At 63.8% G+C, this 17,338-nt stretch carries 19 protein-coding genes and 1 pseudogene; 10 read left to right on the top strand and 10 right to left on the bottom strand.

Annotation, left to right across the window (positions count from 1 at the left end):
* Nucleotide 1: 1 nt before the first annotated feature.
* From OKA04_RS15385 to OKA04_RS15370, 4 genes are all read right to left on the bottom strand, one after another.
* Nucleotides 2-685, bottom strand: a complete 684-nt coding sequence (locus OKA04_RS15385) for a PEP-CTERM sorting domain-containing protein (RefSeq protein ID WP_264502072.1) — start codon at nt 683-685, stop codon at nt 2-4.
* A gap of 40 nt (nt 686-725) precedes the next feature.
* A complete protein-coding gene (locus OKA04_RS15380; protein WP_264502071.1) occupies nt 726-3,239 on the bottom strand; it encodes a hypothetical protein in 2,514 nt (837 codons plus the stop codon).
* 258 nt (nt 3,240-3,497) lie between these two features.
* On the bottom strand, nt 3,498-3,929 hold the full coding sequence (locus tag OKA04_RS15375) for a hypothetical protein (RefSeq protein ID WP_264502070.1): 432 nt from the start codon (nt 3,927-3,929) through the stop codon (nt 3,498-3,500).
* A 48-nt stretch (nt 3,930-3,977) separates the two neighbouring features.
* A complete protein-coding gene (locus OKA04_RS15370) occupies nt 3,978-4,340 on the bottom strand; it encodes a DUF423 domain-containing protein (RefSeq protein ID WP_264502069.1) in 363 nt (120 codons plus the stop codon).
* Nucleotides 4,341-4,453: 113 nt separating this feature from the next.
* Between OKA04_RS15370 and OKA04_RS15365 the strand changes: the two genes are divergently transcribed.
* On the top strand, nt 4,454-5,203 hold the full coding sequence (locus OKA04_RS15365; protein ID WP_264502068.1) for a GYF domain-containing protein: 750 nt from the start codon (nt 4,454-4,456) through the stop codon (nt 5,201-5,203).
* A 6-nt stretch (nt 5,204-5,209) separates the two neighbouring features.
* Here OKA04_RS15365 and OKA04_RS15360 read toward each other — a convergent pair whose 3' ends face one another.
* Nucleotides 5,210-6,340 (bottom strand): TlpA disulfide reductase family protein, encoded by a 1,131-nt coding sequence (locus tag OKA04_RS15360; protein WP_264502067.1) that lies wholly within the window; start codon nt 6,338-6,340, stop codon nt 5,210-5,212.
* Nucleotides 6,337-8,100 (bottom strand): ABC transporter ATP-binding protein, encoded by a 1,764-nt coding sequence (locus tag OKA04_RS15355; RefSeq protein ID WP_264502066.1) that lies wholly within the window; start codon nt 8,098-8,100, stop codon nt 6,337-6,339. Before OKA04_RS15355 ends, OKA04_RS15360 begins: the two co-directional genes overlap by 4 nt.
* A 136-nt stretch (nt 8,101-8,236) precedes the next feature.
* On the opposite strand from OKA04_RS15355, the gene OKA04_RS15350 reads away from it, so the two are divergent.
* From OKA04_RS15350 to OKA04_RS15315, 8 genes and pseudogenes are all read left to right on the top strand, one after another.
* Nucleotides 8,237-9,010: a hypothetical protein gene (locus tag OKA04_RS15350; RefSeq protein WP_264502065.1), complete on the top strand. Its 774-nt coding sequence runs from the start codon at nt 8,237-8,239 to the stop codon at nt 9,008-9,010.
* 40 nt (nt 9,011-9,050) lie between these two features.
* A complete protein-coding gene (locus OKA04_RS15345) occupies nt 9,051-9,854 on the top strand; it encodes a hypothetical protein (protein ID WP_264502064.1) in 804 nt (267 codons plus the stop codon).
* A gap of 76 nt (nt 9,855-9,930) precedes the next feature.
* Complete coding sequence (locus tag OKA04_RS15340; RefSeq protein ID WP_264502063.1) at nt 9,931-10,110, top strand: hypothetical protein; 180 nt, start codon at nt 9,931-9,933, stop codon at nt 10,108-10,110.
* A gap of 27 nt (nt 10,111-10,137) precedes the next feature.
* Nucleotides 10,138-10,305, top strand: a complete 168-nt coding sequence (locus tag OKA04_RS15335) for a hypothetical protein (RefSeq protein ID WP_264502062.1) — start codon at nt 10,138-10,140, stop codon at nt 10,303-10,305.
* Nucleotides 10,302-10,478 carry a hypothetical protein gene (locus OKA04_RS15330; RefSeq protein ID WP_264502061.1) on the top strand — a complete coding sequence of 59 codons (177 nt, stop codon included), beginning with the start codon at nt 10,302-10,304 and terminating at the stop codon, nt 10,476-10,478. The genes OKA04_RS15335 and OKA04_RS15330 overlap by 4 nt, the downstream gene beginning before the upstream one ends.
* 78 nt (nt 10,479-10,556) lie before the next feature.
* Nucleotides 10,557-10,973 (top strand): SufE family protein, encoded by a 417-nt coding sequence (locus OKA04_RS15325; protein ID WP_264502060.1) that lies wholly within the window; start codon nt 10,557-10,559, stop codon nt 10,971-10,973.
* A 91-nt stretch (nt 10,974-11,064) separates the two neighbouring features.
* Nucleotides 11,065-11,976 carry a DUF808 domain-containing protein gene (locus OKA04_RS15320; RefSeq protein WP_264502059.1) on the top strand — a complete coding sequence of 304 codons (912 nt, stop codon included), beginning with the start codon at nt 11,065-11,067 and terminating at the stop codon, nt 11,974-11,976.
* 76 nt (nt 11,977-12,052) lie between these two features.
* Nucleotides 12,053-12,760 (top strand): annotated as a pseudogene (locus tag OKA04_RS15315) (TerC family protein); the annotation flags it as partial.
* Nucleotides 12,761-13,366: 606 nt separating this feature from the next.
* Here OKA04_RS15315 and sucD read toward each other — a convergent pair.
* The 4 genes from sucD to sucC form a co-directional block, all read right to left on the bottom strand.
* A complete protein-coding gene (gene sucD / locus OKA04_RS15310) occupies nt 13,367-14,263 on the bottom strand; it encodes a succinate--CoA ligase subunit alpha (RefSeq protein ID WP_264502057.1) in 897 nt (298 codons plus the stop codon).
* 76 nt (nt 14,264-14,339) lie between these two features.
* Nucleotides 14,340-14,717, bottom strand: coding sequence for a VOC family protein (locus tag OKA04_RS15305; RefSeq protein WP_264502056.1), 378 nt, complete (start codon nt 14,715-14,717; stop codon nt 14,340-14,342).
* 10 nt (nt 14,718-14,727) lie between these two features.
* The gene (locus OKA04_RS15300; protein ID WP_264502055.1) at nt 14,728-15,129 is read right to left on the bottom strand and encodes a VOC family protein; all 402 of its coding nucleotides are present in this window, start codon (nt 15,127-15,129) and stop codon (nt 14,728-14,730) included.
* Between the two features lie 21 nt (nt 15,130-15,150).
* On the bottom strand, nt 15,151-16,332 hold the full coding sequence (gene sucC / locus OKA04_RS15295; RefSeq protein WP_264502054.1) for an ADP-forming succinate--CoA ligase subunit beta: 1,182 nt from the start codon (nt 16,330-16,332) through the stop codon (nt 15,151-15,153).
* Between the two features lie 224 nt (nt 16,333-16,556).
* Here sucC and truA point away from each other — a divergent pair, with 224 nt between their 5' ends.
* Nucleotides 16,557-17,315, top strand: a complete 759-nt coding sequence (gene truA, locus OKA04_RS15290; RefSeq protein ID WP_264502053.1) for a tRNA pseudouridine(38-40) synthase TruA — start codon at nt 16,557-16,559, stop codon at nt 17,313-17,315.
* The last annotated feature ends 23 nt before the right edge of the window (nt 17,316-17,338 follow it).

Here is a 17,338-nt window from a genome sequence, read left to right as displayed (position 1 = left end):
ATCAATGGCTGCGACGGCGGCGCAGCACGAGGAGGCCGGAGGCAAGCGCGGCGAGCAGGGCGGTGGATGGCTCCGGGATGGTGGTGACGATGCTGAAGTCGTAGTCGATGTCCGGCGGCAGGTCCGAGCTGTCCGCCGCATTCCCGAAGACGACCGAGTAGAGGCCGGGGCCGAGCGTCCAGGTCCCGGTCGCGGTGCCGGATTGCGTGGTAGTCGAGTGGCCGTTGCCCACGTAAGTCAGGCCGGTGGTTCCATCCGGGCCGTTCTTGTCCCAGCCGCCATTCAGTGCTGCGATCTCCAGTCCGTTGTTGCTGAAGCTGTGGGCCATTCCCGGGTCGTCATTCACCGATTCGCCCGCATAGATGGCGAAGCCTGCCCATGCCGCGGGATCGCTGCTGGACATGGAGATGGTGACCTGCACCGCGCTGGTCAGCTCGATGAGATACCAGGTGGCGAAGTGGCCCCAGCCGCGGTTCGGATTCACGGTGGTGCGCAGGTCGCGGAAGCTCCATGCGCCGACGGTCTCGCTGTCCGTCCACGAGTCGGTGCTGCTCATGGTGACCTTGTCGAGGTAGAGGAAGGGATCGCCGTCAGGACCGGGATTCTCGTAGTTGGGGATGACGGTGGCGGCCCCGGCATTTGCCATCAGGGCGGCGGCTGCGATGAGGGTGAGACGTGCTGTCATGGTGTGGTTTGATTTCATTTGGAATTGAGTCGGGAGAATTTCACCAGGTCCGCCGCATGCGGTAGAAGGGGCCCGGGGGCAGGGGATCGATGCGGAACCATCCATCGCTCTCTTCGTGAGGATGGGTCGGTGCGGGGAGCCAGGACCGGAGGTCGTGCGAGTGCTCGATCACCCAGCCATCGGCGTCGCCTTGCTGATGCAGGGCGGGCGGAACGACGAGACGCAGGGAAGGAAGGGCCTCGGCATCATCCGGCACGCCGTTGAGATTGCGGTCGATGGAAGAAGCCGCGCCCTGTCCTTGCGGCACGCCGAGCGCGACGAGCGATTCGCCTGCGGACAGCGTGGAAAGGATACCATCGAGCGTGAAGAGTTGTCCGGAAGCGGATCGCCACTTCCCGATGTTGGCCTCATGGAGGAAGGTCACCGGCTTGCCCGCGATGACGCCGCGCAGCACTACGTCACAACTTCCCTGCCGCGCCTGATCCATCAGCGTGGCGAGATCGGCGGGTGTGGCCTCACCGGCGCGCAGTGTGACGGAGGCTCCGACGGCGGGCTTCGTGCCGGTGCTGAATGACAGCAGGTAGGAAAGCACGTCCGCATCGCCGTTTGGAAAGCGGTCGAAGCGCGCCGCGGCATACGAGTGCCCGCGCGGCAGCACGTGCTGCGATCCATCGTGCGTGAAGCCGAAGCCGCGCGCGGAGACGGGCTGGTCCGGCGTGAAGCCGAGCTTCCGGTAAACGTGCTCCAGCGTGCTGTTCTTCACCGGCTGCGAGGAGAGCACGGTGGTGCGGTCGTCGAGATTATGATTCGTGCCGCGCGGTTCGGGATGGCACTTCGAGCAGGTATCGTGGAGATGGAAGAGCTCGCGTCCCCGCACGGGATTTCCTCCGGCGAGCGAGGTCCGCAGGGTGTCGTCGAGGTTGCGGTTGGGGTTCGGGTGATTCGATAGCGACGCGAGATATGCGGCCACCTGATCCATCTGCGCGGCGCCCAGTTCGCTGCCTGCCTGCAGCTTGGCAAAGGTGGGATTGAAGTCCTGGATGAGTTGCTTGTCGCCGCGCCAGTGGAACGGTGCAGCCTCTCCGATGCCTCGCAGCGATTGCGTGACCATCGGTCCTTTCATCGGATGGGCCGGCACGGGGATGGGCTCGGTTTCGCCGAAGGCCAGGTGTCGCTCGATCACCGTGATGATGTCGCCGCCCGGATCGCCGAGGTCCCACGCGACGCCATCGTGGTCCGCATCGAAGTGGCACGACCCACAAGACACCGTTCCGTTTCCGGAACGCCGAGCGTCGAAGAAAAACCCGCGGCCCGTCTTCTCGCTCGCAGGCAAGGCTTCGATGGCGGCGAGCGGCACCTCGGCGACCACCGTGCCCGTGCTCTCGGCGATCACCGAAAGCGTGCCGGACAGCTTGTTCAGCACGAAGATCCGGCCGAGGCCTGCGTGGCGCACCATGCCACGCGGGCCGCGCACGAGCGGATCGCCCTCGCCATTCCGGAGGTCGATCCGCCGCAGGATCCTGCCGTAGGCATCGAGTTCGGCGATGCGGTCGGATGCGAAGGCGGCGAGCCACATGCGATCTCCGGTGGGCAGCAGTGCCATCGGCTGGGCAAGCGATCGCTCCTTTTCACCTGCCTCGATCACCGGCGCGGTCGCGTGTGGATTGAGGTCGTGAAGGACAGGAGAGCCATCACCTGCAGGCACACGGGCGATGCGGCTTTCGGAGAAGATGCCATTCAGCGCGGGCTCGAAGCGGATCAGGTTCCGCGAGTCCGTGGAGGCTGCCCATAGCGTGCCGTCGGGCGAGTGCGCCAGCGCATGGAGATTCGTGCCGATGCCGGAGCGGTAGCCGGTGACGTGCAGCGTCGCGGTGTCGATCTCCGCGATGTCGTGGTCTTGCACCTCGTAGGGGATGCGCGGGTCGCTGTCTGGTACGATGAGTGCCGTAGCTGGCGGAGCGGGCAGCGAGGGATTTGTCGGCGCCGGCTGTGGCGGGGCGTCGCGGAAGCCGAGGACGGTCGTGCGATTCCCCGGATAAAGGAATGCCGCCCGCAAGGTGCCTCCGTCCGGCGAAAGCGAGAGGGCTCGGACGAAGTTCCCTTCCAGCGGGATCGATGCGGTCTCCGCGCGGGTGATCGTGTCGATGACCGCGATGCGGTTCGCCCGCCCGCAGGAAACGAAGGCACGGTTTCCGAGGAAGACCACGTCGGCCGGTTCGTCCGGCACCGGCAGGGTGCAGACCACCGCGCGGCGAGTGAGGTCCACCACCGAGATGGTATCGGAGACTTCGTTCACTACCCAGGCTTCCTGCGATGTCCGGGCGCGCACGGTCACGGGCTCCAGCCCCACCGGGATCTCCGCGACCAGCAGCGGCGCGGGATGCTCCGCAGTGCCGGGGGTGAAGACGGAGAGGTATCCGCCCGGTGCATTCACCGCGAGCACGTGCGCTCCATCCGGGGTGATGTCCACCGGATGAAGATGACGCGCCTCGAAATGCACGCGGGCATGTGCTGCCGCGACGAGCGATAGCAGGATGGAAAGGATACGGATCAAGCGAGTGATGCGGGCATGCCTGTCCCGGCAAGCGTGCGGCTCTTGATTTGTTTCCCGGGACAGGAAGGGGAATGCTCCCCCGTGCCACGACGGCACGAGGATACGGAGCCGGATGCGATCATACATCCCATGGCAACCGGTCAAAGATATCACATCCCGGGCAAGTCATGCGGGCACGGAGAGGCCGTGCGGGCATGAATGCTCATCGCCTGATGGACAGGGTGAGAAACGGGAAGCGAATCGACCGGCGTAGCCAAGTCACGCGCACCGTGGAGGCGGCACCGCGGGACGCAGGCCGAGACGTGGCCCCCGGGCATCAAGGTCGGGGGCGGGGAGCACCACGCAATCGCGCGGCGCGGGCGGTGAAATCACGAGGGCGGGGGAGAGGACGCATTCCTTCAGCATCAGGCCGGGATTTGGCGCGGGGAGCTGCTTGTCGTGCGCTCCGCTCTCCTTCTTCTTTCCCTCCTGGATGGCCTTGCACATGCAGCACGGGTGCTCGCCGTCGAAGGTCTTCTTTGCTCCGACCACAAAGCCGTCCTGCGCCGAGTAGTCGGCCAGCATGCTCGTCCAGGCCACCGCCTGCATCACGCCCCAGTGGCCGCCGCACAAGTGCAGGCAGCCGAGCAAAGCCACGATCATGTGGACAAGGCGCTTCACGTCGGCACGAGTCGTGCGCCCTTCGCTCATGCGAAGTCAATCAACAAAAAGTCATTCCGCTTCTTGCGATCCGCGGGCTCAGTCCTTCTTCCGGACATAACCTACTGCCAACGCGAACCATGCGATGATCATCAGCAGCCCGCCGACCGGTGTGACAGGTCCGAGCCACGAGACGCCCTTCACCAGGCAGAGCACGTAGATGCTGCCGGAGAAAAGCAGCATGCCCGCGAGCATCGTCCACGCCGACTTGAGGAAGCCCGCATGGGCGAGGAAGAGCGCGGCGATGGAGTGCGTCAGGTGATACAGCACGGCCGTGTCGAAGGACTCGACGTGACCGGCCGCCTCCAGCTTGTCGTGCAGGGCGTGCGCCGCGAGGGCTCCGAGGATCACCGCGAGTCCGGCGGAAAAGGCCGCCGTCGCACCAAGACATCTGTCATTCATGCCGCCGAGCCTAACAGCGGCCCGACCGGGCGCCAGCGCGATCATGGCGGGAAATACCGTCCCGGGCTTGATGTTTGACCGTTCTCGAAATTTAAGATAATCGAAGGGGCGCAATGTCGGTCCACCAACAACAGTGGTTTTTTTCGAGCGGTGGCGAGCGATACGGCCCAGTCGGATTCGATTATCTGATCGAGCTCGCCAAGTCGGGTAAGCTCGACCCCCGGAACGACATGGTGTGGACCACCACGCTCAGCGACTGGGAGCCGGCGGGTGAGGTCGAGGGCCTTTTCGAGCGCCGCGCCCCGACGAATGACGTGCCGTCGATGAGCGGGGACTTCGCGAGCACGGGAAATTTCGAATCCAAGCCGATCCCGAAGGCCCACTTCCCCGGCACCGGGCGCATCGGCTACGTGATGGGGACCGCGGTGTTGCCGCTGGCCCTCATGGTGGGCTGGGCATTCGCCGTCCCGCTGATGCTGCCCTACGTGCCGGATGGCTATAAGGACTACCTGCCCCCCGTGATTATCCCGCTGGTGGGCATCCTGATCCTGGCGACGCTGGTGAAGCGCTTCCGCAATCTCGGCATGACCGGATGGTGGGTGCTCGGCCTGATGATTCCTATCCTGAATATCTGGCTCGGCTACCGCCTGCTGGCGTGCCCCGGCGGCTATGCCGTCGTCGGAAAGCTGGATTTCCCCGGCAAGCTGGTGGCCGTACTCTACTGGGGTACGCTCGTCGCCGGCATCGGCCTGGGGGCCGCTGCCGGCGTGGGAGCTTTCGGCGAATCCGCGGATGCCGCGAAGTGGCAGGACATCATGACCCAACTCAACCAGCTCTGGAAGTCGGGTCTGCCGGAGCGCTGAGGGTGATCAGCCTTCCTTCGGCGTGATCTTGGCAGCGGGCTTGGCCTGCTTGGGCAGGGACTCGCGCAGCCAGGTGGTCATCTGCTCGTCGGAAGGCAGCTCATCCTTGTCGAGGGCTTCGGCGAATTTCTCGAAAGGCGCGGAGGGGATTCCTGCCTTCACGCCCTTCTCGGACTTCGTCCACTCCACGGCCTTGGCGGCGCTGGTCTTGGCGGCATCCTTTTCACCGAGCGACCACTGGAGCTTGGCCAGCATCTGGTACTGCATGGCGTGACCGGTCTTCTCCACGAGGGTGGCGAAGCTGGAAATCACCGACTTCTTGAAGCTCTCCGGCACGTCCGGGGTCTTCGAGATCGCCTGCGCGACGCTCGTCACCGTCATGGCGGCCATCGGGTTGCCGTCCAGCTTGGCCAGCGCGGCCTCCGCACCGGCCCAGTCCGCCTTGGCGACGAGCAGGTCGATTTCCAGCGCGGGCAGCATGGTGTTCGCGGGATCGAGCTTCTTCAGATCGGAGAAGGCGGCATCCATGGCTGCGGTGTCCTTCTTCATGGAGGCTTGGCGGAAGGCTTGGTTGGCCTTGCCGACCTCCTCGCGCTTGCGCTGGGCTTCCTTGATCTCTTCCAGCACCTTCGCCTCGGCGTCGCCACCGGCCAGCAGGCCCTCAATGACCGGCTCGGTGAGCTGCATCGGGTGGGTGGTCAGCAGGACCTTTCCGTCCTTCACGATGAAGGCGTGCGGGATGCCGCGGACATCCGCGGGCTTCAGCCATTCGGTTTCAAAGACGCCGCCCTTGCCAGTGTAGGCCACCGGGTAGGACATGCCTTCACCCTTGTTTTTCACAAAGGCTTCCACCTTGTCCTTGCCGTCTTCCCAGACGTTCACGCCGATGACGCGCAGGCCTTTTTCCTGATACTTGTCGTAGAGCTCGTCCACGTGCGGGATGGCCGCGATGCACGGGCCGCACCAGGTGGCCCAGCACTCCAGCACATAGACCTTGCCCGGCTCCCAGGCGGTCGGGGCGGTGCCTTGCACCCACTCGAGCTTGCCGAGGGCGTCCGGTGGCATGGTGTCACCGGCCTTCTGCGCGAAGGCGGGGAGGGCTGCGGCGAGGAACAGGGAAGCGTATGTGATTTTCACGGCTTGAAAACGACGTCGGCCACCGGATTTGCCTCATCCTGATGCAGAAAAGATTTCCGGCACAGCTCGGCATACTTCCCGCCGCGTGCCCACAGCTCGTCGTGGGTGCCTTCCTCGATCACCCGGCCCTTTTCCAGCACGTAGATGCGGTCGGCATTCCGGATGGTGGAGAGCCGGTGGGCGATCACGAAGGCGGTGCGATTCTCCATCAGGCGGTCCAGCGCGTCCTGGATCTGGCGCTCCGTCTCGCTGTCCACGGACGCGGTGGCCTCGTCGAGCAGCAGGATGGGTGCGTTTTTCAGCAGGGCGCGGGCGATGGAAAGCCGCTGCTTTTCCCCGCCGGAGAGCTTCACCCCGCGCTCGCCCACGTTCGTATCGAGCATCTGGGGCAGGGCCTTCACGAAGGGCGAGGCGTGCGCGGCCTCCAGCGCGGCCCACATTTCCTCGTCCGTCGCATCGCGCTTCGCCAGCGCCATGTTTTCCCGGACGGTACCATTGAAGAGGAAGGGCTCCTGCGTCACGTAGCCGAGGCGGTCGCGAAGGGAATTCTTCGAGAGCGTGGCGATGTCGATGCCGTCGATGGTCACCGCGCCGCTGTCCCGCTCGTAGAAGCGCGTCAGGACCGAGAGCACCGTGGATTTCCCCGCGCCGGTCGAGCCGACGAGGGCGATCGTCTGGCCGGGGCGCGCCTCCAGATCCACCTCGTGCAGCGTCGGCTGGTCGCCGTAGGCGAAGGAGACTTTGTCAAAACGCACGTGCGCCTGGATTTTCGCCGGGAGCCTCTCGCCGTCGGCGGCGTTCTTCTCTTCTTCTGAATCGATGATCTCAAAGACCCGGTCCGCCGCTGCGCGGCCAGAGAGGATCATCTGGTTCAGCCCGTTCAGTCGGTCGATCGGCTCGTAGAAAAGCGACAGCGAGAGGAAGAATGCTATGAAATCGCCCATTAGAAGCGGTCCTTCCATGACCTCCCGCCCACCCACCGCCAGCACGAAGACGTAGCCGGTCATGCGGACGAAGGACATCGTCGGCGAATAGATCGCCCACCACATCATCATTCGCAGCGAGGCTTGGCGGAGCGCCTCGGAGTAGCGATTGAAGCGCCCTAGCTCGGCCCCTTCGGCGGCGTAGGCCTTGATCTGGCGGATGCCGGAGATGTTGTCGTGCAGGATCGCATTCAGGTCGGACGAGGCGTCGCGCTGGTTCCGGTAGCGGTCACGGCCGCGCGTCGAGTAGATCCACGCCCCCACGGCCAGCACCGGCACCGGCAGGGTGGCCCACAGCGCCACCTCGGGATTCAGGTAAAAGAGGAAAATGCCCACCCCGATCACCTGGAGGGCCGCCACGAGGCCCTGCTCGATCCCGTCGATCAGCACGCGCTCCATGTTCGTCACGTCCTCCACCACCCGGGTCATCACGTCCCCGGTCCGGCGGGTGTCGAACCACCGGAGCGGCAGGCGCTGGATCTTCGAGTAGAGGTCCGACCGGATGTCGTAGATGACTTTTTGTTCGAAAGTATTGTTAATGAAGATCCGTAAGGCGTTCAGCCCGTCCTTGAGGAAGAAGCCTGCCAGCGAAATGCCGATCCACAGTCCGAATTCACCGTGCCGCGCCGGATTCGGGATGATCTGGTCGATCACTTGGCGGGTCGCATTCGGGAAAACAAAGACGGAAAGGGTCATTCCGACCGCACAGAGGAGCTGGGCGGTGGCGAGCCCGGGGTAGTGCCGGAGGTAGGAAAAGACGCGCAGGATGGAATTCATCGGCCGGGTGTTGGTGCCCTGTGCATCCTTTGTAAATCCACGTCGCACAATCGCGAAATTTGGTATTGCCGCGCCTGAGCGTGCATCCCTAGGTTGCGCCTTAGAACAAGACCCAACCAGTCACCGTCAAAACCCCATGGCCAACGTATTTGCCATTCTAACCGCCATTGTGCTCGCCGCAGCCGCCTTCATTGCTTCGAAGAATAAAGCGAAGTATGAGGAGGAAATCTCTGCTCGTCAGAACGAAGAGAGTCTTCTCGCCAAGGCGGAAGCTCGTTTCGAAGACCTGTCGAAGCAATATGAAAGCACTTCTGCTACCCGCAAGAGTACCGACGAATCCGTCGCGGCACTGACCGAAACGGAAGCTGACCATCAGAAGAAGAACGGTGCTCTCGAGACCGCGCTGTCTACCAAGCAGACCGAGGCTGAAGCCAATGCCAAGAAGATCTCCACCATCGAGGAAGGTCTGGCAGAGATCGGCAACATCGAGGAGCTGGTCGACAAGATCAAGCAGACCCAGCAGGAGCTGGCCCAGCTTCAGGACGACATCTCGTCGAACGAAGCCCGTCTCGCTGATCTGACCTCCGAGAAGACCCGCACCGAGGGTGTGATCGCTCAATACAAGAGGGTCGATGGCAACTACGCCAGCAAGACCTCCTTCTTCACCTCCACCAGCATCAGCTCGATTTTCCCGGCTTACGGTTTCGTGACCCTGCCGATCGGCAATACGGGTGGCGTGATCTCCGGATCCCCGCTCAATGTGGTTCGTGACGGTGCCGTGGTAGCCAAGCTCCGCGTCAGCTCCGTGGAAGCCGGCCGCGCTGCGGCGGAAGTCGTGCCGGACTCCCTCGCCGAGGGAACCGTGCTGATGGTGGGCGACCGCGTGGTCCCCGGCAGCAACGACAAGTAATAGAACTTCAGGAATTCAAACACCAGATTTCCAAACCCGCATGAAAGCAATTTTGTACGTTCTCGCGATCCTCGCCATCGGCGGAGCAGGCTACTTCTCCCTCAACGCGAAGACAAAGTTCGAGGACCAGAGGGCAAAGAAAGAGGAGAAGGCTCTCGCCAAGGAGGCAAAGACTAAGGAGGGAGACGCCAAGGATGTCGAACTCCGCGACGAACTCGCTCTTCTTGATACCGCCACCAAGAAGGAAACAGACCTGAGCGCTTCCGTCGAGAATCTCAAGGCCATCGAGCGCAAGCTGGTCGCAGACACCAAGAAGGTGGACGGCACCCTCGCCGAGCAGAAGGAAACCTTCGCCAAGCTCGAAGGAATCCGCGCGAAGGCTGACGAGATTCTTCAAGGTGCCGGTGTGACTCTTCAGGAACTGCCGACCAAGGTCGCCGAGATCGAAGAAGACAAGAAGGCCAAGACCAAGGCTCTGGGTGAAGTCCAGTCCCTCGTCGAAGCCGCCCAGAAGAACGTCGAATCCAATCAGGCTGAGATCGCCCGCCTCGCCGACCGTTCCGCCGCACGCAATTCCCGCATGCGCCAGAACGCGATGGAGTCCGTCGTGACCGCGGTCAATGACGACTGGGGCTTCATCGTCATCGGTGCCGGCAGCAGCACGGGCTTCAAGCCTGAGACCAAGCTGCTGGTGAAGCGCGAAGGCCGCCTCATCGCCGAGGTGCAACCTTCCGCCATCGAGCCTTCCCAGACGATCGCCGAGATCGACCGCGAGACGGTTGCCGCCGGTGCCCGCATCCAGCCGGGTGATCGCGTCATCCTCGCCAATCCGGCGACGAACTGATCCGGTTTTCAGCCAAGACTGAATTTCCCAGCCTCCGCGAGCTTGCAAGCCGCGGAGGCTTTTTTATGTTCTGCCCATGCGCCTGACCCTAGCCGCCATCGTCCTCGCCGTCCTCTCGCCGTCGTGTGCTGAAAAGGAGACGACCCGCAAGCCGGTCCCGCCGCCGTCTTCCTCCAGCCAGCTCCCGTGGAACAAGCCCGTCGCCGGCCAAGGTGGTGGTGCCTTCGGTGCGTTGCCGCAGCAGCCGCGCCGCTGAATTTTTCTCACAAGCCATGCCCCTCCCATGCGCCTGATCCTCCTTCTTGTAGCCCCGGTCTTTCTTCTCGTGTCCTGCGCGGAGAAGAAGCCGGTGCCTCCGACGACCGACTCCACAACCATCCCGTGGAATCCGCCGCAGCCGGGGCAGGGGGCTGGTGCCTTCGGGGTATTGCCAAAGCAACCGCGGCGATGAGGAGTGTAGCGACCGCGTTGCTGCTGCTAGCCGCAGCCGGTGGCATGAGTTCCTGCTCCCTCTTCGGCGGGGACGGGAAGAAGAAGCACAAGCCCGCGGATCTCTCCCGGCCGACCTTGCTCCCGGCTGATAGTCCGCTGCTCGGCAGCGACGGTCCGAACCTAGGTGGCTGAGAGCAGGATTGCTGATCAGGGCTGCCGCGTGACTTTCAGCGTGCATTCGCCGTCCGCCCGTCTTTCCCTGTCGCCGCGATGAGCATCGCCGACAAACAGCAGGAGGTCCTTGAGGAACTGTCCTTTTTCCCGGACTGGCAGGAGCGCTATGAATACGTCATCGGGCTGGGCCGGAAGCTGCCCGCGATGCCGGAGGAGCAGAAGACCGCCGACAAGCTCATCAAGGGCTGCCAGTCGCAGGTCTGGCTGGATGCCCACATCGAGGACGGCAAGGTGCGTTTCCTCGCCGACTCCGACTCCGTCATCACGAAGGGGATGATCGCTCTTTTCGTCCGCGTGCTGGATGACGAGACCCCGGACGCCATCCTCTCCGCCGATCTCTCCTTCATCGACCGCACCGGCCTCAAGGAACACCTCGCCCCCACCCGGGCGAATGCGCTCAACCTGATGGCCACGCAGATGAAGCAGCGCGCGCTGGAATTCAGTGCGGCTTGAGCGGCGTCCGAGCCAAGTGGGAATTCGGCGTCGGTTTCGACGGGGATTGCCCTTGCGCGGGGTGGCCCGGTGCGAGTCATGATACCCGCACATGGCTGGAGGAAGTTTGCTCACGTTGCTGGATGATATTGCCGCGCTCCTTGATGACGTCGCGGTGATGACCAAGAGGGCCGCTTCAAAGACGGCCGGGGTGCTGGGTGACGATCTGGCACTGAATGCCCAGCAGGTGAGCGGCGTGGTGGCCCAGCGCGAGTTGCCGGTGGTGTGGGCGGTCGCGAAGGGCTCCTTCGTCAACAAGCTGATCCTGGTCCCCGCCGCGCTCCTCATCAGTGTCTTCGCCCCGTGGCTGGTCACGCCGCTGCTGATGGTCGGCGGCATCTACCTCTGCTATGAGGGTGTCGAGAAGCTATCCCACCGCTTCCTGCACCCCGGGGAGTCGAAGAAGACCGTCGAGGATGCGAAGGCGGATCTGGCCGAGACGACACCCGTCGTGGTGGATGAGAAAGCAAAGATCAAGGGTGCCGTCCGCACGGACTTCGTGCTCTCCGCGGAGATCATCGCGATCACGCTGAACGTGGTGGAGAAAGAGCCGCTCCTCACGAAGGGTTTGACCCTTTCGGCTATCGCGCTCGCCATGACGATCGGCGTTTACGGCCTGGTCGCGGGCATCGTGAAGCTTGACGATCTCGGCCTCTATCTCAGCCAGCGCGCCTCCGCCGCGGCGAAGGCCTTCGGTCGCGCGATCCTCTGGGGCGCGCCTTACCTCATGAAGACGCTGTCCGTCCTCGGCACGGCGGCGATGTTCCTGGTCGGTGGTGAAATCCTCACGCATGGCATTCACTCCGTTTACGAGTGGATCAAGCATACCGCGGCGGGTGTGGGCGGCATCGGTGGCTCGTTGCTCTCGATGTTGTTCAATGGTCTTTTCGGCGTGGTGGCAGGGACACTCGCTCTCGCCTTCATGCTCGGCATCAAGATCGTTCGCGGAAAGCCGACGCATTGAAGGTGGAGGTCCGGCTATTGCCTTGAGGCAAACGGTCGGGCCGTGTTAGGAAGGGTGGTCTCACTGCCCTTCCAGCATGATCGCCTCGCTCCTTGAATTCCATTGGCTGAATGATCCCCAGGCATGGGGTGCGCTTCTCACGCTCACCCTGCTGGAGATCGTCCTCGGCATCGACAATATCGTCTTTATCTCGATCCTCGTCGACCGGCTGCCGGAGGAAAAGCGGAAGTCGGGCCGCCTGATCGGCCTCAGCCTCGCGATGGGTGCGCGGCTCGTGCTGCTGCTCTCGATCACGTGGATCATGAGCCTGCAGAACCCGCTCTTCCACGTGCCGATCCATCCGATGCTATGGGACATGATCCCGAAGGCGGGCGAGCATGGCGGACACCTCGGGATCTCCTGGAAGGACATGATCCTGCTGCTCGGCGGCTTCTTCCTGATCTACAAGTCCACCAAGGAGATCCACCACAAGTTCGACGGCATCGAGGAATCTCACGGAAAGCCGAAGGCCGCCTCCAGCTTCGGCGCGGTGCTCGTCCAGATCGCGATGATCGACATCATCTTCTCTCTGGACTCCGTAATCACGGCCGTGGGCATGGTGAATGACCCGACCCGCGTCTCGCTAATGATGGTTGCCGTGGTCATCTCCATCGCCGTCATGATGCTGGCATCCGGTGCGGTCAGCGACTTCGTCTCGAAGCATCCTTCCGTGAAGATGCTCGCGCTATCCTTCCTCATCCTCATCGGCACGGCCCTGATGGCCGAGGGCATGCACTTCCACATCCCGAAGGGCTACATCTACTTCGCCATGGCCTTCTCCCTCGGTGTGGAGCTGTTGAACCTGAAACTGCGCTCGAAGGGCACAATCGTGCAGAAGATCGTGGATCAGTGATGGGGGGCGCGTTTCCGTATGCATTCCTCTTCAGCGCCAGCGGCGCGACCCGAGATAAGCCGGTGGCGTGAGCCACCGGACGGTAGGGCCGTATGAAAGCCGCCCCGGCAGGGTCGGCGGAAGGGCACGAAGCATCTCCACGCTCCCGATTCACCGCCGTCTGCCGCCCCTGCCGAGGCTTGCAAATCCTCACTACGGAACCGGTGGCTCGCGCCACCGGCTTATCTCGGGTCGCACCTCCGGCGCTGGGAGTGCTGGTGAAAGCTGCCTTTTTTTCGTCTCTTTCGCTCGTTTCGTTGTCGGTCCTATTGCATCGAAGGAGGAGCTCTTCCCGGGGGCATAGGGTTTCCTGCGGCAGTCAGGGACCACTCGGGCCGGTCTGATGACCGGCGCTCCCAGGGCTTCGCTCCCAGGGCTGGCGCTACAAAAAGAAAGCCCGCACCTAGTGAGGCGCGGGCTTCTTGATGATCTTGTTGCTGGTAGGCCAGCGGGCAGGGCTTACTTGCCCCAGCGCTCGAGCAGCGTCTTCGCCATGTCGCTCGGCGTTTCGGCGACGGCGATGCCGCACTCAGCGAGGATGCGCTTCTTGGCCTGCGCGGTGTCTTCCTCACCGCCGACGATGGCACCGGCGTGGCCCATGCGGCGTCCCGGAGGTGCGGTCGCACCGGCGATGAAGCCTGCGATCGGCTTCTTGCAGTTTTCCTTGGCCCAGCGGGCGGCCTCGACCTCGGCAGTGCCGCCGATCTCGCCGATCATGATGATGGCCTCGGTCTCGGGGTCATTGTTGAACATTTCCAGCACGTCGAGGTGGCTGGTGCCATTGATCGGGTCGCCGCCGATGCCGACGAGCGTGCTCTGGCCGTAGCCGAGCTGGGTGAGCTGGAACACTGCCTCGTAGGTGAGGGTGCCGGAGCGGGAGACCACGCCGACATTCCCGCGCTTGCAGATCTGGCTCGGGGTGATGCCGATGCGGCAGCCGCCGTGCGACTTCTCGCCGAGGCCGGGGGTCACGAGGCCGGGGCAATTCGGGCCGATGAGGCGGGACTTCGAGCCGCGCAGGGCTTCCTTCACGCGCATCATGTCCATGACCGGGATGCCCTCGGTGATGCAGACCACCAGCTCCACGCCGGCGTCCACGGCCTCGAGGATGGCGTCGGCCGCGAATGGCGGCGGGACGAAAATGGCGGATGCGGTGGCACCCGTCTCCTGCACGGCCTGCGAGACGGTGTCGAAGATCGGCACGATCTCGGCGAACTTCTGGCCCGCCTTGCCGGGCGTGACGCCGGCGACGAGCTTGGTGCCGTAGTCGAGGGACAGCTGCGCGTGGCGCGCGCCGAAGCTGCCGGTGATGCCCTGCACGAGGAGCTTGGTATTTTCGTCAACGAGGATGGCCATGGCGGAACTGAGCTAGTGGGGAAGTGAGATTGGTGGAAATTCGGAAAAGGGAAGCCTTACAGCGGCAGGGTGCCATTCAGGCGTGGCCCGGCTTGCGCTTGTGGATGATGAGCGGGCTGCCGTCAGGATCGGAGATCATGAGCATGTGGCAGACCGGCGTTTCGATGGGGCCCATGGTCACGGTCACACCCGCGGCCCGGACCTTGGCGACGGCGATGTCGAAGTCCTCGACCTCCAGGCCGACCGTGCAGCCATTCGGGCTGGGGTCCCAGCCGGGAGTCTTTCCGAGGCTGAGGGTGCCCGCGCCGATGTCGAATTCGACCCAGTGACCGCTGCCATCTTCCATCTCGTGGTCCATGGTTTTGGTCAGTCCGAGCACGCCTTCATAGAAGGCGACGGACCGCGCCATGTCGGTGACCGGGTAGCAGGAGAATGCGATTTCGGTGACTTTCATGGCGGTGGGATCAGTGCGAGCACTCGGGGTGATTCGACTTCTTCTGGTGCAGGGCCACTGTATTGCCGCTGGGGTCCGAGATCAGGGCCATGCGGCAGACCGGGAAGTCCTGCGGTTCGAGGAGGATCTTCACTCCTGCGTCCTTGAGCGATGCGATGGCGGCGTCGAGGTCTTCCATCTCGAAGCAAAGGCCACCGCCGCCCGCATTGGGCTGCCATTGGTCGTTTGCCTGCGCGATGGCGAGGGTGTGGCCGCCGGGAATCTCGAATTCCACCCAGCCGGCCTTGCCCTCGTGTTCGAAGACCATGCCCTCCTTGAGGCCCATGATCCCGCCGTAGAATTTGCGTGCTTCCTCGATGTCGAGGGCCGGGTATCCCGTGAAACCTGCTTCCTTGATGCCGATTTTATTCATGGCGGGATACCCGTAAGCGCGTCAGGCGACAGCCGCCACGATCTTCTGCGCACCGTCCGCCATGGTGCTGGCGGAGACGATGTTCAGGCCGCTGGCGTCGAGCGTGGCCTTGCCGGCATCGACGTTGTTGCCTTCGAGGCGGACGACGAGCGGGATCGGCAGGCCGGTTTCCTTGGCTGCGGCGATCACGCCTTCGGCGATGACGTTGCAGTCCATGATGCCGCCGAAGATATTGATCAGGATGCCCTTCACCTGCGGGTCGGCGAGGATGATCTTGAAGGCCGCGGTGACCTGCTCGCGGGAAGCACCACCACCCACGTCGAGGAAGTTGGCCGGTTCGCCACCGTAGTGCTTGATGATGTCCATCGTGGCCATCGCGAGGCCTGCGCCATTCACGAGGCAGGCGATGTTTCCATCGAGGCCGATGTAGTTGAGGTCGTATTCGGAAGCGGCGACTTCGCGCGGGTCTTCCTCTTCCTTGTCGCGCATGGCGACGATTTCCGGGTGGCGGAAGAGCGCGTTGTCATCGAAGCCGAACTTCGCATCCAGCGCCAGCACGCGGCCATCCGGGGTGGTGACCAGCGGGTTGATCTCGACCATCGAGCAGTCGAGGGAGACGAAGAGCTTGTAGAGATTGGAGAGCAGCTTGCCGAATTGCTTGCCGAGGTCACCGGCGAGGCCGAGCGCGGCGGCCAGCTTGCGGATCTCGTAGCCCTGCAGGCCGAGAAGCGGGTGGACGAACTGGCGGATGATCTTCTCCGGCGTGTTGTGCGCCACATCCTCGATGCTCATGCCGCCTTCCGTGGAGGCGACGATGACCGGGCGGCAGGTGGCGCGGTCCATGAGGATGGCGAGGTAGTATTCGTGGGTGATGTCCACGGCCTCGGCGATCATGACCTTGCGGACAAGCTTGCCGGCGTCGCCGGTCTGCACGGTCACGAGGGTCTCATTGATCATCTTGCCAGCCAGATCGGCGGCCTGCTCGGGCGACTCGATGAGGTGGACGCCGCCTTGGAAGCCGTTCTTGAAGTGGCCCTTGCCACGGCCACCGGCGTGCACCTGGGCCTTGATCACCAGCTTCGCACCGGCGAATTCCTTCGCGGCGGCAGTGGCTTCTTCGGGGGTGGAAGCAACCTTGCCCTTCGGGCTCGGCACTTGGAAGCGGTCGAAAAGCTCCTTCGCCTGGTATTCGTGGATATTCATGGGCCGTCGGAAAAACGCGGCGACGCTAAGGGACCCGCCGGACCGGTCAAGGAAAAGGCCGGACCCCGGGAAAATGGTGCGGGAAGAACGATGGAAACGGTAGATTCGGACAAGATTTGTCAGGTGGGTAAACCGTCCGACATTCGACCCCCGGGACCCCGTGAAACCGGCTGCACGGGAGGAGCCGGGATTGACCGGAAACTCCCACAAGGCACCCTGCCGCGGTGCGTCTGAAAATCATCCTCGCCTACGACGGCCGCGATATCGAGGGCTGGCAGTCCCAGGCCGGCGGGAATACCGTGCAGGACCTCGTGGAGAAAGCGATCGCCGAGACGGCCAAGCAGCCGGTGCGGCTGAATGGCTCCGGCCGCACGGACGCGGGCGTCCACGCGCTGGCCCAGGTGGCGCATTTCGACGCGCCGGATGACCTGACGATGAACCCATTCAACTGGGTCCCGGCTTTGAATACGAAGCTGCCTGGATCGATCCGCGTGATGGCCTGCGAGGAGGTGGCCGCGGATTTCCACGCGCGCATCTCGGCCACGGGGAAGACGTATCGCTACGACCTCTCGACGGAGCCGGTGCTGTCGCCCTTCCGCGCGGCGCGGGCGTGGCACCTGCCGCGGCAGCTCGATCCCTACACGCTGCGCGAGGCGCTGGGCCTCTTCGTGGGGCGGCACGACTTCGAGGCCTTCGGAGCGAAGCGCGGCTACGAGACCGAGGAGACCAGCTATGTGCGGACCGTGACGGGGGTGGATCTCGAGGAGATCGACTTCGGCTGGCGGCTCAGGTTTTCCGGCGAGGGCTTCCTCTACAAGATGGTGCGCTTGCTGACAGGCACGGCGGTTCAGGCGGCGCAGGGCCGGATGAGGATCGACCAGGTGGCGGCGTTCCTGAACCAGCCGAAGGGCCTGCCGCTGGGGAAGAGTCCGTTCTGTGCCCCGGCGGACGGGCTCTACCTGGAGTCGGTGCGCTATGATTGAACTGCCCGAGCAGGCTTGCGGCA

It is taken from the genome of Luteolibacter flavescens (genome assembly GCF_025950085.1).
GTDB classification, from domain to species: domain Bacteria; phylum Verrucomicrobiota; class Verrucomicrobiia; order Verrucomicrobiales; family Akkermansiaceae; genus Haloferula; species Haloferula flavescens.
This window is presented reverse-complemented; position numbering and strand designations above follow the sequence as displayed.

Excerpts from the sequence above, each read along its gene's own strand:
- OKA04_RS15385 (WP_264502072.1), bottom strand. The coding sequence starts at position 685 with ATGACAGCACGTCTCACCCTCATCGCAGCCGCCGCCCTGATGGCAAAT.
- OKA04_RS15375 (WP_264502070.1), bottom strand. The coding sequence starts at position 3,929 with ATGAGCGAAGGGCGCACGACTCGTGCCGACGTGAAGCGCCTTGTCCAC.
- OKA04_RS15365 (WP_264502068.1), top strand. The coding sequence starts at position 4,454 with ATGTCGGTCCACCAACAACAGTGGTTTTTTTCGAGCGGTGGCGAGCGA.
- OKA04_RS15350 (WP_264502065.1), top strand. The coding sequence starts at position 8,237 with ATGGCCAACGTATTTGCCATTCTAACCGCCATTGTGCTCGCCGCAGCC.
- OKA04_RS15300 (WP_264502055.1), bottom strand. The coding sequence starts at position 15,129 with ATGAATAAAATCGGCATCAAGGAAGCAGGTTTCACGGGATACCCGGCC.
- OKA04_RS15325 (WP_264502060.1), top strand. The coding sequence starts at position 10,557 with ATGAGCATCGCCGACAAACAGCAGGAGGTCCTTGAGGAACTGTCCTTT.
- OKA04_RS15345 (WP_264502064.1), top strand. The coding sequence starts at position 9,051 with ATGAAAGCAATTTTGTACGTTCTCGCGATCCTCGCCATCGGCGGAGCA.
- OKA04_RS15330 (WP_264502061.1), top strand. The coding sequence starts at position 10,302 with ATGAGGAGTGTAGCGACCGCGTTGCTGCTGCTAGCCGCAGCCGGTGGC.
- sucC (WP_264502054.1), bottom strand. The coding sequence starts at position 16,332 with ATGAATATCCACGAATACCAGGCGAAGGAGCTTTTCGACCGCTTCCAA.
- OKA04_RS15340 (WP_264502063.1), top strand. The coding sequence starts at position 9,931 with ATGCGCCTGACCCTAGCCGCCATCGTCCTCGCCGTCCTCTCGCCGTCG.
- OKA04_RS15320 (WP_264502059.1), top strand. The coding sequence starts at position 11,065 with ATGGCTGGAGGAAGTTTGCTCACGTTGCTGGATGATATTGCCGCGCTC.
- sucD (WP_264502057.1), bottom strand. The coding sequence starts at position 14,263 with ATGGCCATCCTCGTTGACGAAAATACCAAGCTCCTCGTGCAGGGCATC.
- OKA04_RS15335 (WP_264502062.1), top strand. The coding sequence starts at position 10,138 with ATGCGCCTGATCCTCCTTCTTGTAGCCCCGGTCTTTCTTCTCGTGTCC.
- OKA04_RS15370 (WP_264502069.1), bottom strand. The coding sequence starts at position 4,340 with ATGAATGACAGATGTCTTGGTGCGACGGCGGCCTTTTCCGCCGGACTC.
- OKA04_RS15305 (WP_264502056.1), bottom strand. The coding sequence starts at position 14,717 with ATGAAAGTCACCGAAATCGCATTCTCCTGCTACCCGGTCACCGACATG.
- OKA04_RS15355 (WP_264502066.1), bottom strand. The coding sequence starts at position 8,100 with ATGAATTCCATCCTGCGCGTCTTTTCCTACCTCCGGCACTACCCCGGG.